Origin of the sequence: Neptunitalea lumnitzerae, from assembly GCF_027924185.1 — a bacterium.
Classification (GTDB): domain Bacteria; phylum Bacteroidota; class Bacteroidia; order Flavobacteriales; family Flavobacteriaceae; genus Neptunitalea; species Neptunitalea lumnitzerae.
In genome coordinates this window covers 17,256-38,012 of the sequence record NZ_BRVO01000005.1, presented here as the reverse complement: position 1 = coordinate 38,012, position 20,757 = coordinate 17,256, and the positions used below count along the sequence as shown (strand labels likewise).

The 20,757-nt window shown below is 35.6% G+C and carries 15 protein-coding genes; 8 read left to right on the top strand and 7 right to left on the bottom strand.

All coding sequences use genetic code 11. From position 1 onward, the window contains the following. The first annotated feature begins 14 nt into the window (after window positions 1-14). The 3 genes from Y10_RS16175 (at window position 15) to secA (ending at window position 4,417) form a co-directional block, all read left to right on the top strand. A complete protein-coding gene (locus tag Y10_RS16175; RefSeq protein ID WP_281766464.1) occupies window positions 15-590 on the top strand; it encodes a cob(I)yrinic acid a,c-diamide adenosyltransferase in 576 nt (191 codons plus the stop codon). Window positions 591-743: 153 nt separating this feature from the next. Continuing rightward, on the top strand, window positions 744-965 hold the full coding sequence (locus Y10_RS16170; RefSeq protein WP_281753081.1) for a DUF2795 domain-containing protein: 222 nt from the start codon (window positions 744-746) through the stop codon (window positions 963-965). An 83-nt stretch (window positions 966-1,048) separates the two neighbouring features. Continuing rightward, on the top strand, window positions 1,049-4,417 hold the full coding sequence (gene secA, locus Y10_RS16165; protein WP_281766463.1) for a preprotein translocase subunit SecA: 3,369 nt from the start codon (window positions 1,049-1,051) through the stop codon (window positions 4,415-4,417). Window positions 4,418-4,486: 69 nt separating this feature from the next. On the opposite strand, the gene Y10_RS16160 is transcribed toward secA, so the two are convergent. Next, entirely contained in the window at window positions 4,487-6,121 is a 1,635-nt protein-coding gene (locus Y10_RS16160) for a BCCT family transporter (RefSeq protein ID WP_281766462.1), read from the bottom strand. Window positions 6,122-6,428: 307 nt separating this feature from the next. Here Y10_RS16160 and msrA point away from each other — a divergent pair, with 307 nt between their 5' ends. From msrA to Y10_RS16145, 3 genes are all read left to right on the top strand, one after another. Next, on the top strand, window positions 6,429-7,106 hold the full coding sequence (gene msrA / locus Y10_RS16155) for a peptide-methionine (S)-S-oxide reductase MsrA (RefSeq protein ID WP_281766461.1): 678 nt from the start codon (window positions 6,429-6,431) through the stop codon (window positions 7,104-7,106). A gap of 86 nt (window positions 7,107-7,192) precedes the next feature. Next, entirely contained in the window at window positions 7,193-7,927 is a 735-nt protein-coding gene (locus Y10_RS16150; protein WP_281766460.1) for a sugar-binding protein, read from the top strand. A gap of 68 nt (window positions 7,928-7,995) precedes the next feature. Continuing rightward, complete coding sequence (locus Y10_RS16145; protein WP_281766459.1) at window positions 7,996-8,955, top strand: TIGR01212 family radical SAM protein; 960 nt, start codon at window positions 7,996-7,998, stop codon at window positions 8,953-8,955. Here the strand turns inward: Y10_RS16145 and Y10_RS16140 are convergent. From Y10_RS16140 to Y10_RS16130, 3 genes are read right to left on the bottom strand one after another with little or no spacing between them, the layout of a single operon-like run. After that, window positions 8,933-10,264: a hypothetical protein gene (locus Y10_RS16140; protein WP_281766458.1), complete on the bottom strand. Its 1,332-nt coding sequence runs from the start codon at window positions 10,262-10,264 to the stop codon at window positions 8,933-8,935. The genes Y10_RS16145 and Y10_RS16140 overlap by 23 nt on opposite strands. Next, the gene (locus Y10_RS16135; RefSeq protein WP_281766457.1) at window positions 10,248-10,841 is read right to left on the bottom strand and encodes a hypothetical protein; all 594 of its coding nucleotides are present in this window, start codon (window positions 10,839-10,841) and stop codon (window positions 10,248-10,250) included. The genes Y10_RS16140 and Y10_RS16135 overlap by 17 nt, the downstream gene beginning before the upstream one ends. Continuing rightward, complete coding sequence (locus Y10_RS16130; protein WP_281766456.1) at window positions 10,828-11,376, bottom strand: RNA polymerase sigma factor; 549 nt, start codon at window positions 11,374-11,376, stop codon at window positions 10,828-10,830. Before Y10_RS16130 ends, Y10_RS16135 begins: the two co-directional genes overlap by 14 nt. A gap of 125 nt (window positions 11,377-11,501) precedes the next feature. Between Y10_RS16130 and Y10_RS16125 the strand changes: the two genes are divergently transcribed. Further along, window positions 11,502-12,449 (top strand): aldose epimerase family protein, encoded by a 948-nt coding sequence (locus Y10_RS16125; RefSeq protein ID WP_281766455.1) that lies wholly within the window; start codon window positions 11,502-11,504, stop codon window positions 12,447-12,449. Window positions 12,450-12,597: 148 nt separating this feature from the next. Here the strand turns inward: Y10_RS16125 and Y10_RS16120 are convergent, their stop codons facing one another. From Y10_RS16120 to Y10_RS16110, 3 genes are all read right to left on the bottom strand, one after another. Next, window positions 12,598-14,352, bottom strand: coding sequence for a discoidin domain-containing protein (locus tag Y10_RS16120; protein WP_281766454.1), 1,755 nt, complete (start codon window positions 14,350-14,352; stop codon window positions 12,598-12,600). Window positions 14,353-14,462: 110 nt separating this feature from the next. Beyond that, entirely contained in the window at window positions 14,463-15,182 is a 720-nt protein-coding gene (gene lipB / locus Y10_RS16115; protein ID WP_281766453.1) for a lipoyl(octanoyl) transferase LipB, read from the bottom strand. A gap of 56 nt (window positions 15,183-15,238) precedes the next feature. After that, a complete protein-coding gene (locus Y10_RS16110) occupies window positions 15,239-15,397 on the bottom strand; it encodes a YqaE/Pmp3 family membrane protein (protein ID WP_281766452.1) in 159 nt (52 codons plus the stop codon). Between the two features lie 322 nt (window positions 15,398-15,719). Here Y10_RS16110 and Y10_RS16105 point away from each other — a divergent pair, with 322 nt between their 5' ends. Next, window positions 15,720-20,702, top strand: coding sequence for a PKD domain-containing protein (locus Y10_RS16105; RefSeq protein WP_281766451.1), 4,983 nt, complete (start codon window positions 15,720-15,722; stop codon window positions 20,700-20,702). Window positions 20,703-20,757 lie beyond the last annotated feature (55 nt).

The window sequence follows — 20,757 nt, the reverse complement described above, 5'->3', positions numbered from 1 at the left end:
GTAAAATTGAACACATGAAAATTTATACAAAAACAGGAGACAAGGGTACTACCGCACTATTTGGTGGCTCTAGAGTTCCTAAACACCATATACGAATTGATGCTTACGGAACTGTAGACGAATTAAACTCATGGATTGGGCTTCTAAAAGACCAACCTGTTACCACTCATACCAAGAGCATTCTAAACACTATACAAGATAGATTATTTACGCTAGGGGCCATTTTAGCCACTCCACCTGAAAAAGAAATTCTTAAAAATGGCAAAAAAAGGCTCAATATCCCTCATGTAGAAACAAGTGATTGTGAAGTTCTTGAAAAAGAAATTGACAAAATGAATGAAGAGCTACCCCAAATGACGCACTTCATACTTCCTGGAGGACACCAAAGCGTGTCATTCTGTCACATATCTAGAACTGTTTGTCGTAGAGCAGAGCGTATTACCTGCCTTCTTAACGACCATGAAACTATAGACCCGACAGTAATTCAGTATCTCAATAGGCTTTCAGATTACCTATTTGTATTGGCACGAAAGTTGTCTTATGACTTGAAAGCGGAAGAGATAAAATGGGTTCCTAAAAAGGAATCTTAAAACATTACAATTTCTTAACACTTTTATTTGCTTATTTTTCAATGAAATAGAGGTAAAAAAACGTTCTCTGAAAAAAAGATTAATTAATATTAATTTCACTTGACTTTTTAACATAAAAATTTATTTTTGCAATAAATTAAAACCTATTAGCACATGTACTGGACATTAGAACTAGCGTCTTATTTAGATGATGCGCCATGGCCGGCAACCAAAGATGAGCTTATTGATTTTGCTATCCGTACTGGAGCTCCTCTTGAAGTAGTGGAGAACTTGCAATCAATGGAAGATGAAGGAGACATGTATGAATCGATAGAAGAAATCTGGCCGGATTATCCAACGGAGGAAGACTACCTCTGGAATGAAGATGAATATTAACAATTGCGGAATTAACTTTAAAAAGTCTCATACGAGGCTTTTTTTTTGTTTAATTTTGAAAAATACATAAAACCATACGAATAATGAGTTTCATTAATTCACTTATAAAGATTTTTGTAGGAGATAAAGCGCAGAAGGATATCAAAGAAATTCAGCCTTTAGTAGACCTTATAAAAGCAAACGAAAAAGAATTCGAACAGCTTTCAAATGATGAACTTAGACTGAAGACTGAAGAGTTTAAGCAGCTTATTAAAAAAGAAAGAAGTAGCATTGATGCTAAAATTGAAGAACTAACTGCAAAAGCAGAAGTTGAAGAAGATATCGATGCTAAAGAAGACATATATACTGAGATAGATAAACTGGAAGAAGAAGCGTATAAGATTACTGAAAACACGCTTAACGACTTACTTCCTAAAGCTTTTGCTGTTGTTAAAGAAACGGCTAAACGTTTTGCTAACAATCCTACTATTACGGTTAAAGCACTTCCTTATGATCGTGAATTTTCGGCAGATAGAGAGTACGTAAACCTTGAAGGAGATAATGCTGTTTGGAATAACTCTTGGGATGCTGCAGGAAAAGAAGTTACCTGGGATATGGTACATTACGATGTGCAGTTAATTGGTGGTATTGTTTTACACCAAGGTAAAATTTCTGAAATGCAAACAGGGGAAGGTAAAACATTAGTAGCTACCTTACCGGTATACTTAAATGCCTTAACAGGTAATGGTGTACACTTAGTAACTGTGAATGATTACCTAGCAAAAAGGGATAGTGCATGGATGGCTCCTTTATTTGAATTTCATGGCTTAACAGTAGATTGTATTGATAAGCACCAACCTAATTCTGAAGGAAGAAGAAAAGCCTACAACGCTGATATTACGTATGGTACCAATAATGAGTTTGGTTTTGATTACTTAAGAGATAATATGGCACACACGCCATCTGATTTAGTACAACGCAAACACAATTATGCTATTGTGGATGAGGTTGACTCTGTATTAATTGATGATGCCCGTACCCCTTTAATTATTTCTGGTCCTACTCCTAAAGGAGATGAACATGAGTTTAACGAGTTGAAACCTGTAGTTTCTGAACTTGTTGAAATGCAACGTAAATATTTAACAGGTGTTCTTGCGGAAGCAAAAAAATTAATTGCAGAAGGTAATACTAAAGAAGGAGGACTTTTATTATATAGAGTACACAGAGGTTTACCTAAAAACAAAGCTTTAATTAAGTTTTTAAGTGAAGAAGGAATTAAACAATTACTTCAAAAAACTGAAAACTACTATATGCAAGATAATAACCGTGAAATGCCGGTTATTGATGCAGAACTTTATTTTACTACAAACGAGAAAAACAATCAGACAGAGCTTACCGATAAAGGGGTTGAGTATCTTTCTGAAAAAAGTACCGATAAGCAATTCTTTGTAATGCCAGATATAGGTACAGAGATTGCTAATATTGAAAAGCAAAACTTACCTATTGAAGAGGAAGCTGAACTAAAAGAAAAGTTATTCCAAAACTATAGTATTAAAGGAGAGCGTATTCATACTTTAAGTCAATTACTAAAAGCATATACTTTATTTGAAAAAGATACAGAGTATGTAGTAATGGATAACAAAGTAATGATTGTAGATGAGCAAACCGGTAGGATTATGGACGGAAGAAGATATTCTGACGGATTGCACCAAGCTATTGAAGCGAAAGAAAATGTAAAAATTGAAGCCGCTACACAAACTTACGCTACTGTTACCTTACAGAACTACTTTAGAATGTATGGTAAGCTTTCTGGTATGACGGGTACTGCTATTACAGAAGCAGGAGAATTCTGGGAAATCTATGAACTAGATGTTGTTGAAATTCCAACCAACAGACCTATTGCTAGAGCAGATAAAGAAGATCTTATTTACAAAACAAAGAGAGAAAAATATAATGCAGTTATTCAGGAAGTAATTAAACTTTCGCAAGCAGGCAGACCAGTACTTATTGGTACTACTTCTGTAGAAATTTCTGAATTACTTAGCCGTATGTTGCAACGTGGTAAAATACCGCACAACGTATTAAATGCTAAGATGCACAAAAAAGAAGCAGACATTGTTGCAGAAGCTGGTAAACCTGGTATTGTTACAATTGCAACAAACATGGCTGGTCGTGGTACCGATATTAAATTATCTGACGAGGTTAAAAAAGCAGGTGGTTTAGCTATTATTGGTACAGAACGCCACGACTCTAGACGTGTAGACCGTCAGTTAAGAGGTCGTTCTGGTCGTCAAGGAGACCCAGGTAGTTCTCAGTTCTATGTTTCGTTAGAAGATAACTTAATGCGTTTATTTGGTTCTGAGCGTGTGGCTAAGATGATGGATAAAATGGGGCTAGAAGATGGTGAAGTAATTCAGCATTCAATGATGACCAAATCTATTGAAAGAGCTCAGAAAAAAGTTGAAGAGAATAACTTTGGTGTTCGTAAAAGATTGTTAGAGTATGATGATGTAATGAACGCACAAAGAGAGGTTGTTTATAAAAGAAGAAAGCACGCTTTACAAGGAGAAAGACTTAAAGTAGATATTGCAAACATGATTTACGATACTACGGAGTTAATTTGCGAAAATAACAAAGCTGCCAGCGATTATAAGAACTTTGAATTTGAGCTTATTAAATATTTCTCTATGACTTCTCCAGTTACAGAGCAAGAGTTTAATAAACTTTCTTCTACAGCACTTACAGCACAAATTTATAAAGCGGTTTATACACATTATAACGATAAGATGGAACGTAATGCAGCTACTGCATTCCCTGTTATTAAAGATGTATATGAAAACCCTAATAACAAATATGAGCGTATTGTAGTACCATTTAGTGATGGACAAAAATCTTTAAATGTAGTTACTAACTTAGAGCAAGCATACGAGTCTAATGGTAAAAAGTTAATTAATGATTTTGAAAAGAACATTTCTTTAGCCATTATTGATGATGCATGGAAAACGCATTTAAGAAAAATGGATGAGTTGAAAGACTCTGTTCAGTTAGCTGTTCACGAACAGAAAGATCCTTTATTAATTTATAAGTTCGAAGCTTTTGAACTATTTAAAGGTATGCTTCAAAAAGTAAACAGAGATGTTATTTCTTTCTTATTTAAAGGAGAGCTTCCAACAAATGATACTACCAATATCAAAGAAGCTTCTCAAGTAAGAAGACCAAAAGAAAATTTAGAAACCTCTAAAGAGGAGATTCCTAATAGTGATGAGTTAGCTGCTCAAAACAGAGCTGCGGGTGCTAGTACACAACAACAACCACAAATTACAGAAACCATTACTAGAGAGCAACCAAAAATTGGACGTAACGAGAAGGTGACTATTAAAAATGTAATGAATGGTCAAACAAGAAGCGTTAAGTTTAAACAAGCAGAGCCACTAGTAAAAAATGGCGAATGGGTGATTGTTGAAGAAGAATAATTTACTTAGAAATTAGATATAAAAAAACGGCTTGCAAATGCAAGCCGTTTTTTATTGTATTAGTTATCATTATTTTGAGATAATTTCAATATCATCATCGTCTTCTTCATCCTCGTCCTCATCATCATTATCAAAGTCCTCCATAAAACGTTCCATTTGAGATGACTGTACTCTAAGATTACGCGCCACACGATGTCTTAAATACTTCACTCGCTCGCGTTTCAACCCTATAAATAAAGAATATGTCATCACAAGCAAAATAATGGCAAATGGCAATGCAGCAATCATAACAGCCGTTTGTAATGTACTTAATCCTCCACCTACTAATAATGCTATTGCTAACAATCCTTCTACTAAGGCCCAGAAAATACGAGTAGCTACCGGTGCATCTAACTTCCCTCCTGTAGTAATAAAATCTACCACTAAAGATCCACTATCACTAGAGGTTACAAAAAAGCTTATTACTAAAACAATCCCCACAAAACTCATAATACTAGTTAACGGATAATGTTTTAACATCTCAAATAAAGCAGTAGAAATATCGGCACTTACTGCAGTAGAAATATCAGCTAGCTCATTCAACTCTAAATAAATAGCAGATGATCCAAAGATGGTAAACCATAAGAATGAAAGTAGAGACGGAAGAATTACTACCCCCATTAAAAACTCTCTAATGGTTCTACCTTTAGATATTCTAGCAATAAAAATACCAACAAACGGGCTCCAAGCAATCCACCATGCCCAATAAAAGATAGTCCAATTATTTTGCCATTTAGACTCTGCATACACTTCGGTATAAGTACCTAACTCTAACAAATTCTGAGCATACAAGCCAATATTCTCTACAAACGAGTCTAATAAAAATACTGTGGGCCCTAAAATAAGCATCAGCAACATAAAACCAATCGCAATACGTACGTTTAACTCACTTAACACCTTAACACCTTTATCTAGTCCAGAAACAATAGACAGAGTTGCTAAAATTGTAGTAATAGAAATAAAAATAATTTGCGTAGTCACATTATTTTCTAACCCAAACAAAAAATTAAATCCTGAGCCTACTTGTTGCGCGCCAAAACCCAAGGTAGTTGCTAAACCAAACAAACATGCTATTACAGCTAAGGTATCTACTATATGCCCAATCACCCCATGTATTTTACGTCCTAATAAAGGAGCAAACAAAGACCTAACGGTCAATGGCAACTTTCTATTAAAAGTGAAGAAAGCAAAAGCCAAAGCTATCATCCCATATACAGCCCAAGGGTGTAAACCATAATGTAAAAACGTAAATTTAAAGGCTTGTTTTGCAGCATTCACATCGCCTTCTACAGGTATTGGCGGGGTAGCAAAATGCTGAATGGGTTCTGCAACACTATAAAATATAAGACCTATTCCCATTCCTGCTGAAAACAGCATAGAATACCAAGAGAAATTACTAAAATCTGGAGTAGCACTGCGACCTCCAAGTTTTATCTTACCAAACTTACTAAAAGCAATAAAAATTGCTGCTATAAGTAACAAATTCACCGTAAGAATAAAAAACCAACCTATTTTGTCATATAGCTGATTTCTAACCTCTAAAAAGAAATCACTTAAAGGTTCTCCATACACAATAGCTAATATTACAAAAAGTAATACAATAATAGCTGAGGGTATAAATACGGGGTAATGAAAATCTAAGAACTTTTTTTGGGGATTTTTCACTGAACAATACTTTTTATTTAACCGAGACAAAATAATTTTCTTCAACACAATTCCAAATTTTTATTAAATTAATAACACCGACACTTAATAAAAATTAAAATATTAAAAAACCTCCTGAAAAACACACCTATATTAAGGATACATCAATATACTTTATTCTATATTTAAGAAGAATTTAAGTAAGCTTTTACAAAACTAAACGACCAACCAAATAGCTTTGTTCCTATTGAACCATGTAAAATCATTTACTAGAAAGCTATTCATTAGATTCTAAAAAAAATTGTCTAATTATAATATGAAAATGCAAATGAAAAATATTATTGCTTTACCACTATTATTAAGTGTTATTTTTCTTAGTTGTGCACAATCCTCAACTTCAGAAAAAGAGCAAAAAACAGAACTTGCTACAAAACATAACAAACCTACCTCTGATTTGGAAGTAACAACACCCTCCAATTTAAAAAAGGCATATTTTGCTAGTGGTTGCTTTTGGTGCGTTGAAGCAATTTATGAAAGCATTAATGGTGTAAAAGAAGCCATATCTGGTTATTCTGGAGGTACTACCATTAACCCCACTTACGAAGAAGTAAGTAGAGGAAACACTGGGCATGCAGAAACTGTAGAAGTTATTTATGACCCTAAAAAAGTATCTTTTAAAACGCTAGTAAAAGCCTTTTTTGACTCTCATGACCCCACCACACTAAACCGTCAAGGTCCTGACTCCGGCACTCAATACAGGTCTATTGCTTTCTATAACACTAATGAAGAGAAAAAAATAATTGAAGATTATGTGGCAGAACTTAAACACAATAAAACTTTTAAAAAACCAATAGTAACAGAGATTAAAAAATTCGACGTTTTTTGGGAAGCCGAGGGTTATCATCAAAATTTTGAAGAGGAAAATCCTTTAAATCCATACATTCAAAGTGTATCTAAGCCAAGACTTGAAAAGTTTAAAAAAGAATTTAACAAATCTAAAGAGTAAACCTTTATGAAGGTCATCTCTTGTAGATTCCAGCTATAAATACTCCTTTTTTTGATACCTTTGCTAGAGCAAATTTGAAATACTTTATGAAAAAAATATTCTTCTCGATATTTTTAGTGGCAAGCCTTATAAGTTGCCAGAAAAAAACTAAAGAAACGAAACAATTAATAACTGTAAAGAAAGCTGTTGAAACACCTATAGTAGATGGTGAGGGTACAGACAAATGTTGGATGCAAACCAATTGGCTACCCCTAGACCAACGTTGGATAGGACCACCCTATTCCGATGATGATTTTAGTGGTAAATATAAAATCACTTGGGATGACGAGGCTCTTTATTTACTAGTACAGATACATGACGATGTATTATTTGACCAATACAAAGACCCCAAAAAATTGTGGTGGGATGACGATTGTGTAGAGGTATTTGTAGATGAGAATAACTCAGGCGGTGAACACCAATACAATCACAATGCTTTTGCATATCACGTAGCCTTAGATGGAAATGTTATGGATATAGGTCCTGGCGAAATTCCGCATTTATATAACGAGCACCTAGTTTCTAAAAGAATTACAAACGGAAAAATATCTACCTGGGAGCTTAAAGTTTATTTATATGACAACACCTATGTTGATGGTGAAGAAAATAGCCCTGTAACACTACACAAAGATAAAGAAGTTGGTTTTGCATTAGCTTACTGTGATAATGACCATAGTAAAGAAAGAGAAAACTTTATAGGTTCTATTTACGTAGAAGGAGAAGACAAAAACCAAGGTTGGATAAATGCCGATATTTTTGGAACTCTTTTACTAAAAGAATAGTAATCCTGCAAAATATCATTCTTTTACAATAAAAAATACACCTTCTTTGCGCATGATTAAATGAAGTCATGAACAAAGAAGGTTTTTTACATATACCCTATTTAAATTACAATACTTTACTCAAAGAAAAATTTGGTAGTAGAGTACAAAAAATAAGTATTAACGCAGGTTTTACATGCCCAAACAGAGACGGGAATTTAGGCTATGGTGGTTGCACCTATTGCAACAACCAATCTTTTAGTCCTAATTTTAAAAAGGATGTTGACCCTATACAAGACCAAATAGATCAGAACATCATCTTTTTCAACAAGCGTTATAAATCTCAAAAATACCTTGCCTACTTTCAATCGTACACCAATACTTATGACAGTATTGAAAATTTACAGAAAATTTATGGAGAGGCACTTAAACACCCAAAAATAGAAGGTATTGTTGTAGGTACCAGACCCGATTGTGTAACAGACGACTTATTAGATTACTTTGCTGAATTAGCACAAGAAAAGTATATAATGATTGAATATGGAATTGAGTCTACAAATAATAAAACGCTTGAGTTTATTAGAAGAGGACATAACTACCAAAGTTCCATTAAAGCTATAGAAGCTACTGCCAAAAGAAACATACATACAGGAGCTCACTTAATTTTAGGATTACCAGGAGAAAGCAGCGAAGAAATAATAAAACATGCTACAGAAGTTTCTAAATTACCTTTAAACACTCTAAAACTACATCAATTACAGTTAGTGAAAGGCACCATCATGGCTAAGCAATTTAAAACCAACCCTGAATGGTTCTCATTGTACAGCAAAGACGAATATATAAATCTGGTAAGTGATTTTGTAGAAAACCTCAACCCCGTAATTGCCATTGAACGCTTTATATCGCAATCTCCCTTACGATTGTTAATAGCACCTACATGGGGAATTAAAAATTTTGAGTTTACCAATGAACTCATCAAAAAAATGAAAGCAGAAAATAAATATCAAGGAAGGAAATACAATTGTACTAAAGAAAAATTAAGTTACTAAAAATACCACTTACAGCTAATTGACTAGTCACCTTATTAGTTTTATTATAACCTTCTTTATACCCTTTATTCTCTTTTACAAATTTCCAAGTTACAGGAGATTTGACATCTGTATTTTCTAGTGCTAGCTTTAATTTATAGGCTACATTGGGCATTTTTATAGTTCCCTCCATATTATCCATACGTAAGTCTAAAAATGTGAAATTTTGAGATATATTGCTCATGGTTAATGTACCAAAATTAGCATTTATAAATGCTTTATTAGTTAACTTATTGATAGTTACATCAGAAGAATTAGACACCAAGTCAATATTGTTAACAGCATTTATAGAAACATCTTTAGAAAAATTTAATATCAATTTGCCTTGATTCCATTGCTCTATAGATACAGGCGCATAAGAAGATTCTATTACTGTATGATTTCCCTGTACCGTATTGGCATGCAACCCTGCATAAAACAGGGTTGCATTAATATTTGCATTATCGGCCAATTTTACTTCTCCATGGCGCACATTAATTTTAAGCTTAGCATCTTTAGGAAGTTTTATTTCTATTTTCTTTTTAATTTTTAATTGAACCGTTTTACCATCTTTTATAATAATAATTTCGTTTTCACCAGAGTTTAAAAAGAATTCTTGTGTTTTTTGAGCTGCTTTTTCAGCTTGCTGCTTTATGATAAGAAGTTCTTGTTTTTCCATTAAAGCCTTATTTTTTTCAGCCCATACCTCCTGTTTTTTCGCCATTTTCTCACCCCATTCTTTCATCTCTTTTTCAATGTTGCTTTTTTTGTATTCTTTAGCCCATTGCTTTTGCCATTTTTTTAAATAGGCGTCTCCATCTTTTTCAAAAGCTTCATAGTCAAAATCTACATTAGCAAGCTCCATGATGGCAGGTGGCGGAGGTGGTAATATTAACAATGAGTCCATTTCCATTGCTACCACTTCAGGAAAATCAAAATCGAAATGAAAATCAAACTTATCAGGCTCTCCTTTAAAAATTAAAGGGGTATTTCCTCCGCCTGCAGTAATAGTAACTTTAGTGCTGTTACCCAACGCTTCAAAATCCCAATTATTAAAGTATTCTTGAGCTTCTTCTTTACTTAAGCCCTCAATTTCTATAGTAGCAATTACCTCTACTTTGTTCTGGTTCCAAGTATCAAAAACTACATCGGCATTCATGGTATTCACCGCTACAGTAACATCTGATGACACATTAAAACTCTCTTTAAACTCTTTCTTTTGTACCTGTGCTACCACTGCCTGAGTGATAAGGCACAAAAGTAAAGTGACTCCTTTAACTAATACTTTCATGTTGCTTTGTCTTTTTAAGTTCTTCTAATTTATTTTTCAACTTGTAAAGCAATTGTAACCGTAATTGTAAATTATTAATCAGTGCATTAACCGTTTGTTCATTAGGCCCATACGTATTCAGCTCTTTAGTTAATGTTTTATACTCTTTATCTAAAACTGCCAACCTATCCATATAACCATCAAATAAGCGTTTATTAGCATCGTTTACCTCAAGGCTTGCCAAAGTTAAGTTGATGTTTGCAGCATAATACTCTTGTATCTTTTTCAAGTCAGGAGATAAATCTCCCAAAGTAATCTGTTCGTTTTCTGATGGCGATACATGTTTTTGCTCATCAACTCCTTCTGCAACTGACGGTGCTGGTATGCTTTCTTTAGAAAAATCTGTTTGCACAAAGTATGCAATACCCCCCAACCCTAAAAGAATTACTATTGCAGCTGCTATTTTTACATAGTAACTAAAAGCTGTTTTCTTTTGAGGCAATTCTTGCTCTAGTTTTTCTAAAAAACGATTTTCATGTCCTTTGGGCAATGAAACATTGCTACGGAAAAAATCTTTTTCTTGTTTATCCAATGCCATTACTATAAACTTTTAAATATTCTTGTAATTTTCTTTTACCTCGTAACAATTTGGTTCTAGAAGCCGTTTCTGTAATATCTAATATTTCTGAAATCTCTTTATGATCATACCCTTCTACTAAATATAACAAAACCACTAAACGGTACTTATCAGAAAGCTTATCTATGGCTTCTAATATGTGCTCTTTAATTTCTATAACCAAAGATTCACTTATCACCTCTTCCTCGTGTTGTATAGGTTCTAGCAATTGATCTTCTAAAGATACCAATTGTTTTTTCTCATATTTTAACTGATCAATGCAATGATTAATTACAATTTTTTTAAGCCAAGCACCAAAAGTTACGTCGCCATGATACTGATGCAATTTTTTAAATGCCTTGATAAAGGATTCTTGCATAGCATCTTCTGCATCTTCTACCGATTTTAAAAAACGATAAGCCACATGAAACATGCCCTCGCAATAGCTATTATACAATTGCAATTGCGCCTTACGGTCGTTCTTTTTACACTTTTCAATAATATTGCCTTGAAACATGCCGGCTAGTTTCTTGGTGGTTAAAATTACTTTACATACTTAAAGACGATATAAAACTATCAGCGTTGCAAAATTTTCCTGAATAAGTAGTAAATTTGTTTATAATTTTTTAAAACTAACTACAATTGGAAACATATACCATTCAAAATAACAATATTACGTTATTTTGCACAGTATACGGGGCAGCCGTTACTTCACTCTATGTTAAAGATAAAAAAGGAAACAATACCAACGTAGTGGTAGGATTTAAAACTGTTGAAGACTACAAAAATCACGGGTATTGCTTAGGCGCAAGCTTAGGTAGGTATGCCGGCAGAATTGGTTCAGGGTATTTTGAGATTGACAACCAAAAATTTCCTATTTATACCGATGAAAACGGGGTACACTTACACGGTGGCAGAAACGGATTTCATAAAAGAGTTTGGGAAGTAGAAACACAAACCGAAACTAGCATTACATTTAAAATAGAAAGCGAAGATGGAGACGAGGGGTATCCTGGTAATCTAGTTGCTCGTGTAACTTATGCGCTAGAAGGTAATAAAGTAAAAAATATATACACCGCTACTTCTGATGCTAAAACGATTATTAACCTAACCAACCATAATTATTATAACTTGAATGGAGAAGGTACGGTTTTAAATCATGAATTATTTATTAATAGTGATACCTTTTTAGAGGTAACCGATACCCAAATTGCTACAGGTAAATTATTAGACGTTACCAACACTCCTTTTGATTTTAGAACACCTAAAATTATTAAAGAACAAGAAGGCTTTACAGGGGTAGACGATTGTTTCCCTATTAAAAGTGAAGAAGCAGCTACTTTGTATAGTCCTAAAACAGGCATTGAAATGAAAGTAACTACCAACCAACCTGGTGTTGTTATTTTTACCCCTGAAGATTTAGGAGAATGTAATTACAAAGATGATGCTGAATACAGCAACTACTCTTCTATTTGTTTTGAAACTCAGAATTTCCCAAATGCACCGCATATAGAAAGTTTTCCTTCTGCCATATTAGAAGCAGGAAAAGAATATAAAAATGAAAGTACTTTTGAGTTTTCAGTAAGATAAACTCAATTACCAAATAACATTTTCATTTTTTTTCAAACTGGAAATTCATGTAAAATAAAAAGCAACAGCCACTCAAAATTAAAATTAAGAGTGGCTGTTCCACTTTGGTGTTTAAGAAAGTAACTGTACTTTCTTATATATACCATTATTACTTTGCTTCTATTACTTCGGTACGTTCACTAATACCATTAGAATTAAATGCTTCTATTTGAAAATAATAGGTGTCTGTTCTATCCATACCTGTAAACCAATATTCATTGGTACCATAAACCATAATACTACCATACAGCTTATCAGGGTCTTTACCAAAGTAAATTACATACCCATCTGCCATATCATGCATTCTCCATTTAATCCAAGCACTTCTACGCTCACCATATTGTTTAGGGTTAGCTCTAAGGGCTACAAAATTCTCTACAGGCGCTGGTTTTTCTCCATCTCCATTTCCAAATACTCTAAAACCACTAAGGGCAAATTTACCTGTTGGCATGTGGTAGTTTACCAATTTTAAATAACGTCCGCGTGTAGGTTTTTCAAGCTCAATATAATCATGTGGTACATCGGTTTTATTTTTGCTCTTATCCACCAATGTTTTCCAACGCTTACCATCCTCTGAAATTAAAATTTTATACTGGTGGTACGTATCTAATTGTTTCCCCATAAACTCCGCATCTTGGTCGGCATAGTTTATTTGAATGGCTTTTACCGTAGCGATAGCTCCTAAATCGGTTTGAAAGTATTCTCCCTTATCTCCGGTTTTAGCACTCCAATAACTTTCTAAATCTTCGTTTACCGCAAAATTGGGTTGGTAGCCCCCTAAGGTAGAAGACACCTGTACAGGTTTGTTATAGTTAAGCAACATCCATCCAGCAAATAATCCTTTGGTATGGTCGGCTTCTCCATTAGGTAATAGGGTTGGGTAATCTCCATAAGCCGTATTACAATACATTACATCATCCTCATCAAAACCGGCTGGCCAAATACCAATACGTCTTTCAAAATTATTTTTTTGTGCAATGGTTATGGTAGAGGTATGCCACCAATTACCATAGTTGTCTTGGTAAGTAGCACCATGCCCTGCTCCTCTGGCAAAACCACCTGGTTTATAAGAAAACGGATTATGTTTTTGGTAAGCATATCCCGAAAGCGGACTTTCACTTACATACACCCCATCTGCATAACCACTAAACTCAGTTGCTGGTGCTCCATATTGCATATAATATTTACCATTGTGTTTGGTTACCCAAGCACCTTCCATAAAAGGCTGAAAAAAAGTATTATCGTTGTGCTCTCCAAAACGTTCCCAACCATGATCTTCAGGGTTTAGGGTTAATATGGGTTTTACATACCCATCTGACTGAAATGTTTTGGTATCTAATTCGGTTCCCAGAATTGGGAATACATTACTAGAGCCCCAATATAAAAATAACTTATCCTTATCTTCATCATACAGAAAACCAGGATCCCAAGCTCCTACTTTTAAAGAATCTACGGCTATTTCCCAATCGTCTTCTGTTGGGTTGTCACTTTTCCACATAGAAAAAGCTTTACCGTGGGTTGAACCTATCAAATAAAGTTCATCGTTCATCACAAAAGCACCAGGAGCACACAGCTCGTCCCATACTTTGTTGCGTTCTCTTAAAAATTTTCGGGAAATAAAATTCCAGTGAAGCATATCATCACTCCACCAATATCCCCACTGATTGGTTGAAAATAAAAAATACTTGTTTTGGTAGTTTACAATAACTGGGTCGGCAGTGGCTCTATGTTTCCCAAAGGTAGTAAAGGGTTCAATAGGCGTATAACCGTAGTCAATGTTAATAGGGTTGCAATACGTTTTTTGCTGACTATAGCCATGTAGCATTATACCACATAGCATGAGCACGCTTAGCAGGTGTTTCATAATTTTATTTGTTTGTTCTTGATTTTTTAAAAATACAAAAAACAAACCACCTGATTTATTTTTTTACAATTAAGAGATAGTTAAAATGGCAATCTGTTAAAGAAAATACATTACAAAGAAGCTGCACTTTTCTCCACAAAAACAGCTTCAAACAATTCTTGAAAATGCTTTTTAATTTTTTCTTTCACTTCTTCCAAAGGTATTTCTACTTTTCCTAACTCTACATTTAAAGAGGTTACCCCTTTACCGCGTATACCACAAGGTATAATATTATCAAAATAACCTAAGTTAGCATTTACGTTTAAAGCAAACCCATGCATGGTAACCCAACGAGAAGCTCTTACGCCCATAGCACAAATTTTACGTGCAAATGGTGTACCAACATCTAACCATACTCCCGTTTCGCCCTCGCTTCTCCCAGCTTCTAAACCATAGTCTTTTAAGGTAAGTATAATTACTTCTTCTAAAAAGCGTAAGTATTTATGAATATCGGTAAAAAAGTTATCTAAATCTAAAATAGGATATCCAACTATTTGTCCGGGACCATGATAGGTAATATCGCCCCCTCGGTTAATTTTATAAAAAGTAGCCTCTTTGGCTTTTAGCTCTTCTTCATTCAGTAACATATTACTCAAGTCTCCACTTTTACCTAAGGTATACACATGCGGATGCTCTACAAACAAAAAGTAATTAGAAGTGGGCTCGGTTGTATCTTCTCTCCTATTCTTAATCTTTAGATTTAAAATAGATTGAAACAATTCTTCCTGATAATCCCAGGTTTCTTTATAATCTTTTACCCCTAAGTCTTCTATGTACACTTCTTTATTCAAACCACTCTTTTTTAAAGGTATTCATACACCTAATTACAGGCTGTAAAGGTACAAATTTATCGGTTAGGATTGTTCAATATGATAAGTGCTGCAATTACCCCAGGCACCCAACCACATAAGGTGAGTAAAAAAGTAATTACTACAGATCCGCATCCTTTATCTAATACAGCCAATGGCGGACAAACAATGGCTAAGAGTACTCTAAAACACCCCATACGTTTAATTTTTCAGTTTTTTGATTGATGATTGACATACTTATAAGTAGGTAATTTACTAAAAATGTTACATTTATTTAAAATGTTTCTACTGCCGCCTAACGCCTGTAATTACAATAGCTGCGAAAGTTTATCTATATTTTTTTAACAAAAAAAAGATATTATTTCACAAAAAATTAACTTATTTCCTACAAATCAAATAATTTTTTTATACATTTATCGTACAATCATACAGTTTTGTGAATTAATAATTATACGTGCACGTTTTTTATTTGCTTTCATAAAATTATCGCTTTTTAATTACTAATCTAAACTCGCTAAAATGAAGAAAACTACGCTCTTCATGTGTATAGTGGCTACGCTGCTATGCATAGGACAGGCTATGGCCTACAACAACTTTTCTTTAGGGGCAAACAAAGACCCCATTACAACCACAAGAACTACAGCTGTACTAGACAGCGTTAATTTGTATCTGGAATGGGATTCAGATGTAAGTTGCCAAAAAACTCGAGACCGAGACAAAGAGAAAACCAATGCAGCAGCTGCTGCTGCCGTTGGAGATGGAGATTACATTGAAGATGGTGAATGCATACGTGTGTGCGAACTAAGCACGGTTGGCTACAACCTTGCGGGAGACACCTCTTACATTAGTAGTACTACTTGGTTGGTATCAGGTGGAACCATCTCTTCTCAAACTTCTACAACATGTAATGTGGCATGGGGTGCCATGAACACTACACAAAGTTCTATTACTGCGGTAAGTACATTAACCGATGGAACTATTAAAGAAACCGAAATTTGTATTGAAAAAGTTGGTGCTCCAACAGCTGCTTTTGCAGTAGGTGAGCAAACGGTAGATATTAGAGCATGTTTAGAAGATGAAGTAGATTTTACCAACTTATCTTCTTCAGCAGACGGACATACCACCCTGTACTATCAATGGGATTTTGGTGATGGCACCTATTCAACTGCTTTTGAACCATCGCATCAATATACTGCTCCAGGTGTATATGAAGTAATACTAATTGTATCTAATGGTTGTGGATGTATTGATAGTTATACTACCAGGGTAATTATCTCCCCAGGTATTGGTCCTATTGAATGTCCTTCGGTTGTTTGTGAAGGACAACAGGCTATATATAAAATAATGAACTATGACCCCAGTTGTGATTATGACTGGATGGCACAAGGGGGAACAATCCTTAATAATAATGGAGGCACCGCAACTATTGTGTGGGACCATGTAGATCCTTCAGGTTTTGGTGAAATTACAGTAAGATCTTCTTGTTCTGATTGTGAAGTTACACTAAAAGTACCCGTAGTACAACAAGATGGTACTATTGAAGGCCCTACCGAAATTTGTGAGGGTGAGCAATTTACTTACTCATTACCGCAATGGCCTACTACAGAATTTAATTGGAGTATTTTAGCTAGTACTAGTGGAACCACTTTAATTACAAACGATCAAAGAAACGAGATAGTACTACAAGCAGGTAGTGCCGGTACTATTTTATTAAGATGTGAATATAACAATGCGCTTTTAGGTTGTGGGGGTACTGCAAGCTTAGAAATTACCATAAACCCATCAGCTACTATAATAGGAGACTCTCCTGTATGTTTTGACACTACCAACTCCTACACAGTAGAATATAACGGAGCTACCATTACACCAGATTCTTGGGTATTAGAAAAACCAAACGGATCTTCTACTACCAGCTCGGGTACTACCTTTACAGAAACTTTTAACTTGGCAGGTACGTATGTTTTACAAGCTATTGACGATAATTATTGTATTGGTGCTAAAACCATAAAAGTATATGCAGATGTACCTACTCCGGCAGGTATTACAGGAGACATCTTGGTGTGCCCTACGGCTTCTAACGTGTATAGTGCAACGAGTGTACCAGATGGGGTAACCCCACATTGGTCTGTAGATCATGGTACTATTATAGGTAGTTCTACCAGTACCGATGCTACCATAACTTTTGACCCTGCGTTTGAAGATTACGTGGTTACTTTATACTATGAAAAAAATGGTTGTGAATCTGACGCTATTACTTATAATGTAGAAAAAGATGTACCTACCATTACGTTTACACAAGCACAAGATACTGTTTGTGGTAGTAGCTTTCAAACCTACACTATAGACCCGGTAGCAGACGCTGATAGTTATGTATGGACTATTTACCCATCTACAGCAGGTAGTGTGTACGCCAACCAAAATACAAATAGTGTAGAAATTTTATGGAATGAACCACCTACGGGGTCTAACAGTATGACAGCTGAAGTAACTGCTACAGTAAAAAAATGTGGTGAAGATTATGCCGAATCTTATGAAGTAACGGTGGTAACGTCTCCAGAGGTAACCATTAGTGCACCAAGCAGTACTATGTGTGCCGAAGACGAACAAACCTATACCCTAACTGTTGCAGGAGGTATGACGCCTTCATCAGTTGAATGGAATTTTAATGGGGATATTGTTGTAGATGATGCTACAGTAGATTACGCGTTTCCGCAACCTACTAGTAACAATACAACGGTTACGGTAACAGCTACGGCTACATTTGCTAGCGGATGCCAGGCAGCTACCGATACTTTTACAGTAACACTGTATCAAACTCCGGTAGTTTCTTTAAGTCCAGAAACACTACATCTAAATGCGTGTGACCCCAGTTTAACCACGGCTGACTATACCTATACCGTAACAGCACAAACTGGTTTTGGGGCTACTACAGGCTACCAATGGTATTTCAGTACTAGCCAGACAGGTACGGGATCTCCTATATCAGGAGAAAACACCGATACTATAGACCTTTCGCAACAAAGTAACTATGGGTATTACTATGCAGTTGTATCTAATTCATATTGCTCCAGTGAAACAGAAAGAATATACTATTACTATAGCTGTGGAGCGCCAAACACATGTACCGTAAATGAAACTTTAAGTGCCACGTATACCAATTCGGCTTGTGGAGAGGCTACCATTAACATTAACGCTTCGGGTTCTCCTATCAATGTATATTTAAGTCCTTTGGCTGACCTATATGACTATGTAGACGTTGGTGCTTCTACTTTCTCTCAAATTATAGTAACAGACGTACCACCAGGAGAATACTCGGTTGATGTAATAGCTACGTATAATATAGGAGGCGGAGAAACCTGTAGTATAAAATATGACCTTACAGTAACTATACCGTACGAAGCAGGCGTTAAATACAACATAGTTTGTAATGGTAACGGTACGTATGATTTAGAAGTTCTAGATGCTTCGCAAGAATATGCTCCTGTAGGCATTAGCAATTATCAATTCACCAAAAATGGTGGTAGTACATGGACATCTGCTTCTAGCAGCACCTCACACACCTATACTTCTCTTGCCCCTGGCACGTATGAAATTGGAGTTAAAATTTCTACTTCAGGGTACCCAGCATGTACAGCATTTGATACTATAGAAATTATAGATATTGATAATATAGATTTTACTTGGGATACCGAGTGTTTAGGACAAAGTATTCCTTTTACCCCAAGTATAGTAGACTCTTCTTTAACCTATGAATGGGACTTTAACGGTACGGGCAATTATCAACCTCTACCTACCTTCAATTTTGGACTTGGTGGTATTACTCCCGTTACTTTAACAATTACGAATGAGTTTGGTTGTAGTAACAGTGTTACGCATGGATTATCTATTACTGATCCTCTTTTAGACGGAGATCTAAGTATTACACCTTCAGAAACATGTGAAGGGGAAGCTGTAACTATTACTTATAACAATAATATTAATGGTAACATGCCAGATGCATTTGAATGGTATAAGGATGGGGTTTTGTTAGGAACTACCACTACGGGTAGCTATACGGTTAATAACGATGCTGACGGACATTATTATGTGTATGTAAGCAGTAACGAAGGTTGTTTCTCGCATTTGATACAACCTACTGACGTAAATCAAATTCCGTTACCAGATGCTCCGGTAATTACAGGCAATGATGGGGTTTGCTTAGGTAGTGCGGTAACCCTTTCGGTACCAGACAACCCAGAACTTACCTATTATTGGACGGTTGACGGTGTTGCGGATAGTGCCTATGACGGACTTACAGAAATTACCGATGTACCAAGCACTACAGGTTTACATACCTACGGCGTAGCTGCCGCTTATAGCAATGGTAGTACTACCTGTACGGGGCCAGAACGCACTTTTACCGTAGAAGTAACCAACCCGGTAAACACGCCTTACTTATCTTTCAATGTAGTAGGTTGTGATCCATACGAGGTGGAAGTAACCGTAACCAATGTAGAAAGCGGAGTAGACTATTATTGGAGTAATGGAGATACAGGTACCAGTACCACTATGTACCATGATGGTGCTATACAAGTACGTGCACAACGTAATGACTGTACAGCTACCAACCAAATTACCTTACCAACCGATTTACAGGCTGTTGCCTGGATTTTCCCTGAAGGTTGTTTTGATGACTGTATAAAACGTAATCCTACCTATATAGTAGGGCCATTAGGCACTTATTCAGATTGGGCATGGATACTAAACGGAGGAAGTGTTTCTAGTGGAAGTGGTACGGTTGCAAACTATCCATTATCCCAATCGGGAGTTTATCAGTTAACATTAGATAACGGATATTGCCATATTAACATTGGTGATATGGATTACACGGCTGATGGAGAATCTTGTAACCCTTGTGATATAAAATATGAATATAAGGCTGAAGACGTAAAATGCATGGAGAGTAACGGAGGTACGTTTGTAGAGATATTCTATTCCGCTTATAACCCAGGCCCAACGGCTGTTACCTTAACCGTTACTCCGTTTTTGGTTAGTTCAGGTTATACCGCCAACAATAGCATCACCTTACTTCCTGGTAATGCTAGTAGCGGATCGTTCTACTTTTTTCCAGCATCGGGTGTATCTGGTAGTAGCGTTATGTTTAATATTCAAGCAGTTGCTAACGGCGCTGAATGTTCAGTAGGTGACTTTAGCATTACCATACCTAATTGCGGTAATAGCAAAATGGCGCAAGGCGCAGAAGCAGAAATGACCGAAATACAACTGATGGCTGCCCCTAACCCGGTACAAGAAAGTACCACGCTGTACTATAAAACAGCTAGTAAAGCAGCCACTACGTTAACAGTTACGGCTTTAAGTGGAAAAACCATGACCGTAAAAACCCTAACCGATAGTGAAGGGGTATTACAATTATATTGCAACCATTGGCAGGCAGGCACCTATGTGGTAGCCCTACAACAAAATGGTAAAGTAATAAAAACATTAAAATTAGTGGTACAATAGGCAACTAGTATACCCTAAAACATACCAAACATAAAGCCATGCCTGTAGTACAGGC

What these genes read in the sequence shown, in the direction of transcription:
- Y10_RS16105 (WP_281766451.1), top strand. Translation starts at nt 15,720, where the DNA reads ATGAAGAAAACTACGCTCTTCATGTGTATAGTGGCTACGCTGCTATGC.
- Y10_RS16130 (WP_281766456.1), bottom strand. Translation starts at nt 11,376, where the DNA reads ATGTTTCAAGGCAATATTATTGAAAAGTGTAAAAAGAACGACCGTAAG.
- Y10_RS16140 (WP_281766458.1), bottom strand. Translation starts at nt 10,264, where the DNA reads ATGAAAGTATTAGTTAAAGGAGTCACTTTACTTTTGTGCCTTATCACT.
- secA (WP_281766463.1), top strand. Translation starts at nt 1,049, where the DNA reads ATGAGTTTCATTAATTCACTTATAAAGATTTTTGTAGGAGATAAAGCG.
- Y10_RS16175 (WP_281766464.1), top strand. Translation starts at nt 15, where the DNA reads ATGAAAATTTATACAAAAACAGGAGACAAGGGTACTACCGCACTATTT.
- Y10_RS16135 (WP_281766457.1), bottom strand. Translation starts at nt 10,841, where the DNA reads ATGGCATTGGATAAACAAGAAAAAGATTTTTTCCGTAGCAATGTTTCA.
- Y10_RS16120 (WP_281766454.1), bottom strand. Translation starts at nt 14,352, where the DNA reads ATGAAACACCTGCTAAGCGTGCTCATGCTATGTGGTATAATGCTACAT.
- Y10_RS16170 (WP_281753081.1), top strand. Translation starts at nt 744, where the DNA reads ATGTACTGGACATTAGAACTAGCGTCTTATTTAGATGATGCGCCATGG.
- Y10_RS16150 (WP_281766460.1), top strand. Translation starts at nt 7,193, where the DNA reads ATGAAAAAAATATTCTTCTCGATATTTTTAGTGGCAAGCCTTATAAGT.
- msrA (WP_281766461.1), top strand. Translation starts at nt 6,429, where the DNA reads ATGAAAAATATTATTGCTTTACCACTATTATTAAGTGTTATTTTTCTT.
- Y10_RS16110 (WP_281766452.1), bottom strand. Translation starts at nt 15,397, where the DNA reads ATGGGGTGTTTTAGAGTACTCTTAGCCATTGTTTGTCCGCCATTGGCT.
- Y10_RS16145 (WP_281766459.1), top strand. Translation starts at nt 7,996, where the DNA reads ATGAACAAAGAAGGTTTTTTACATATACCCTATTTAAATTACAATACT.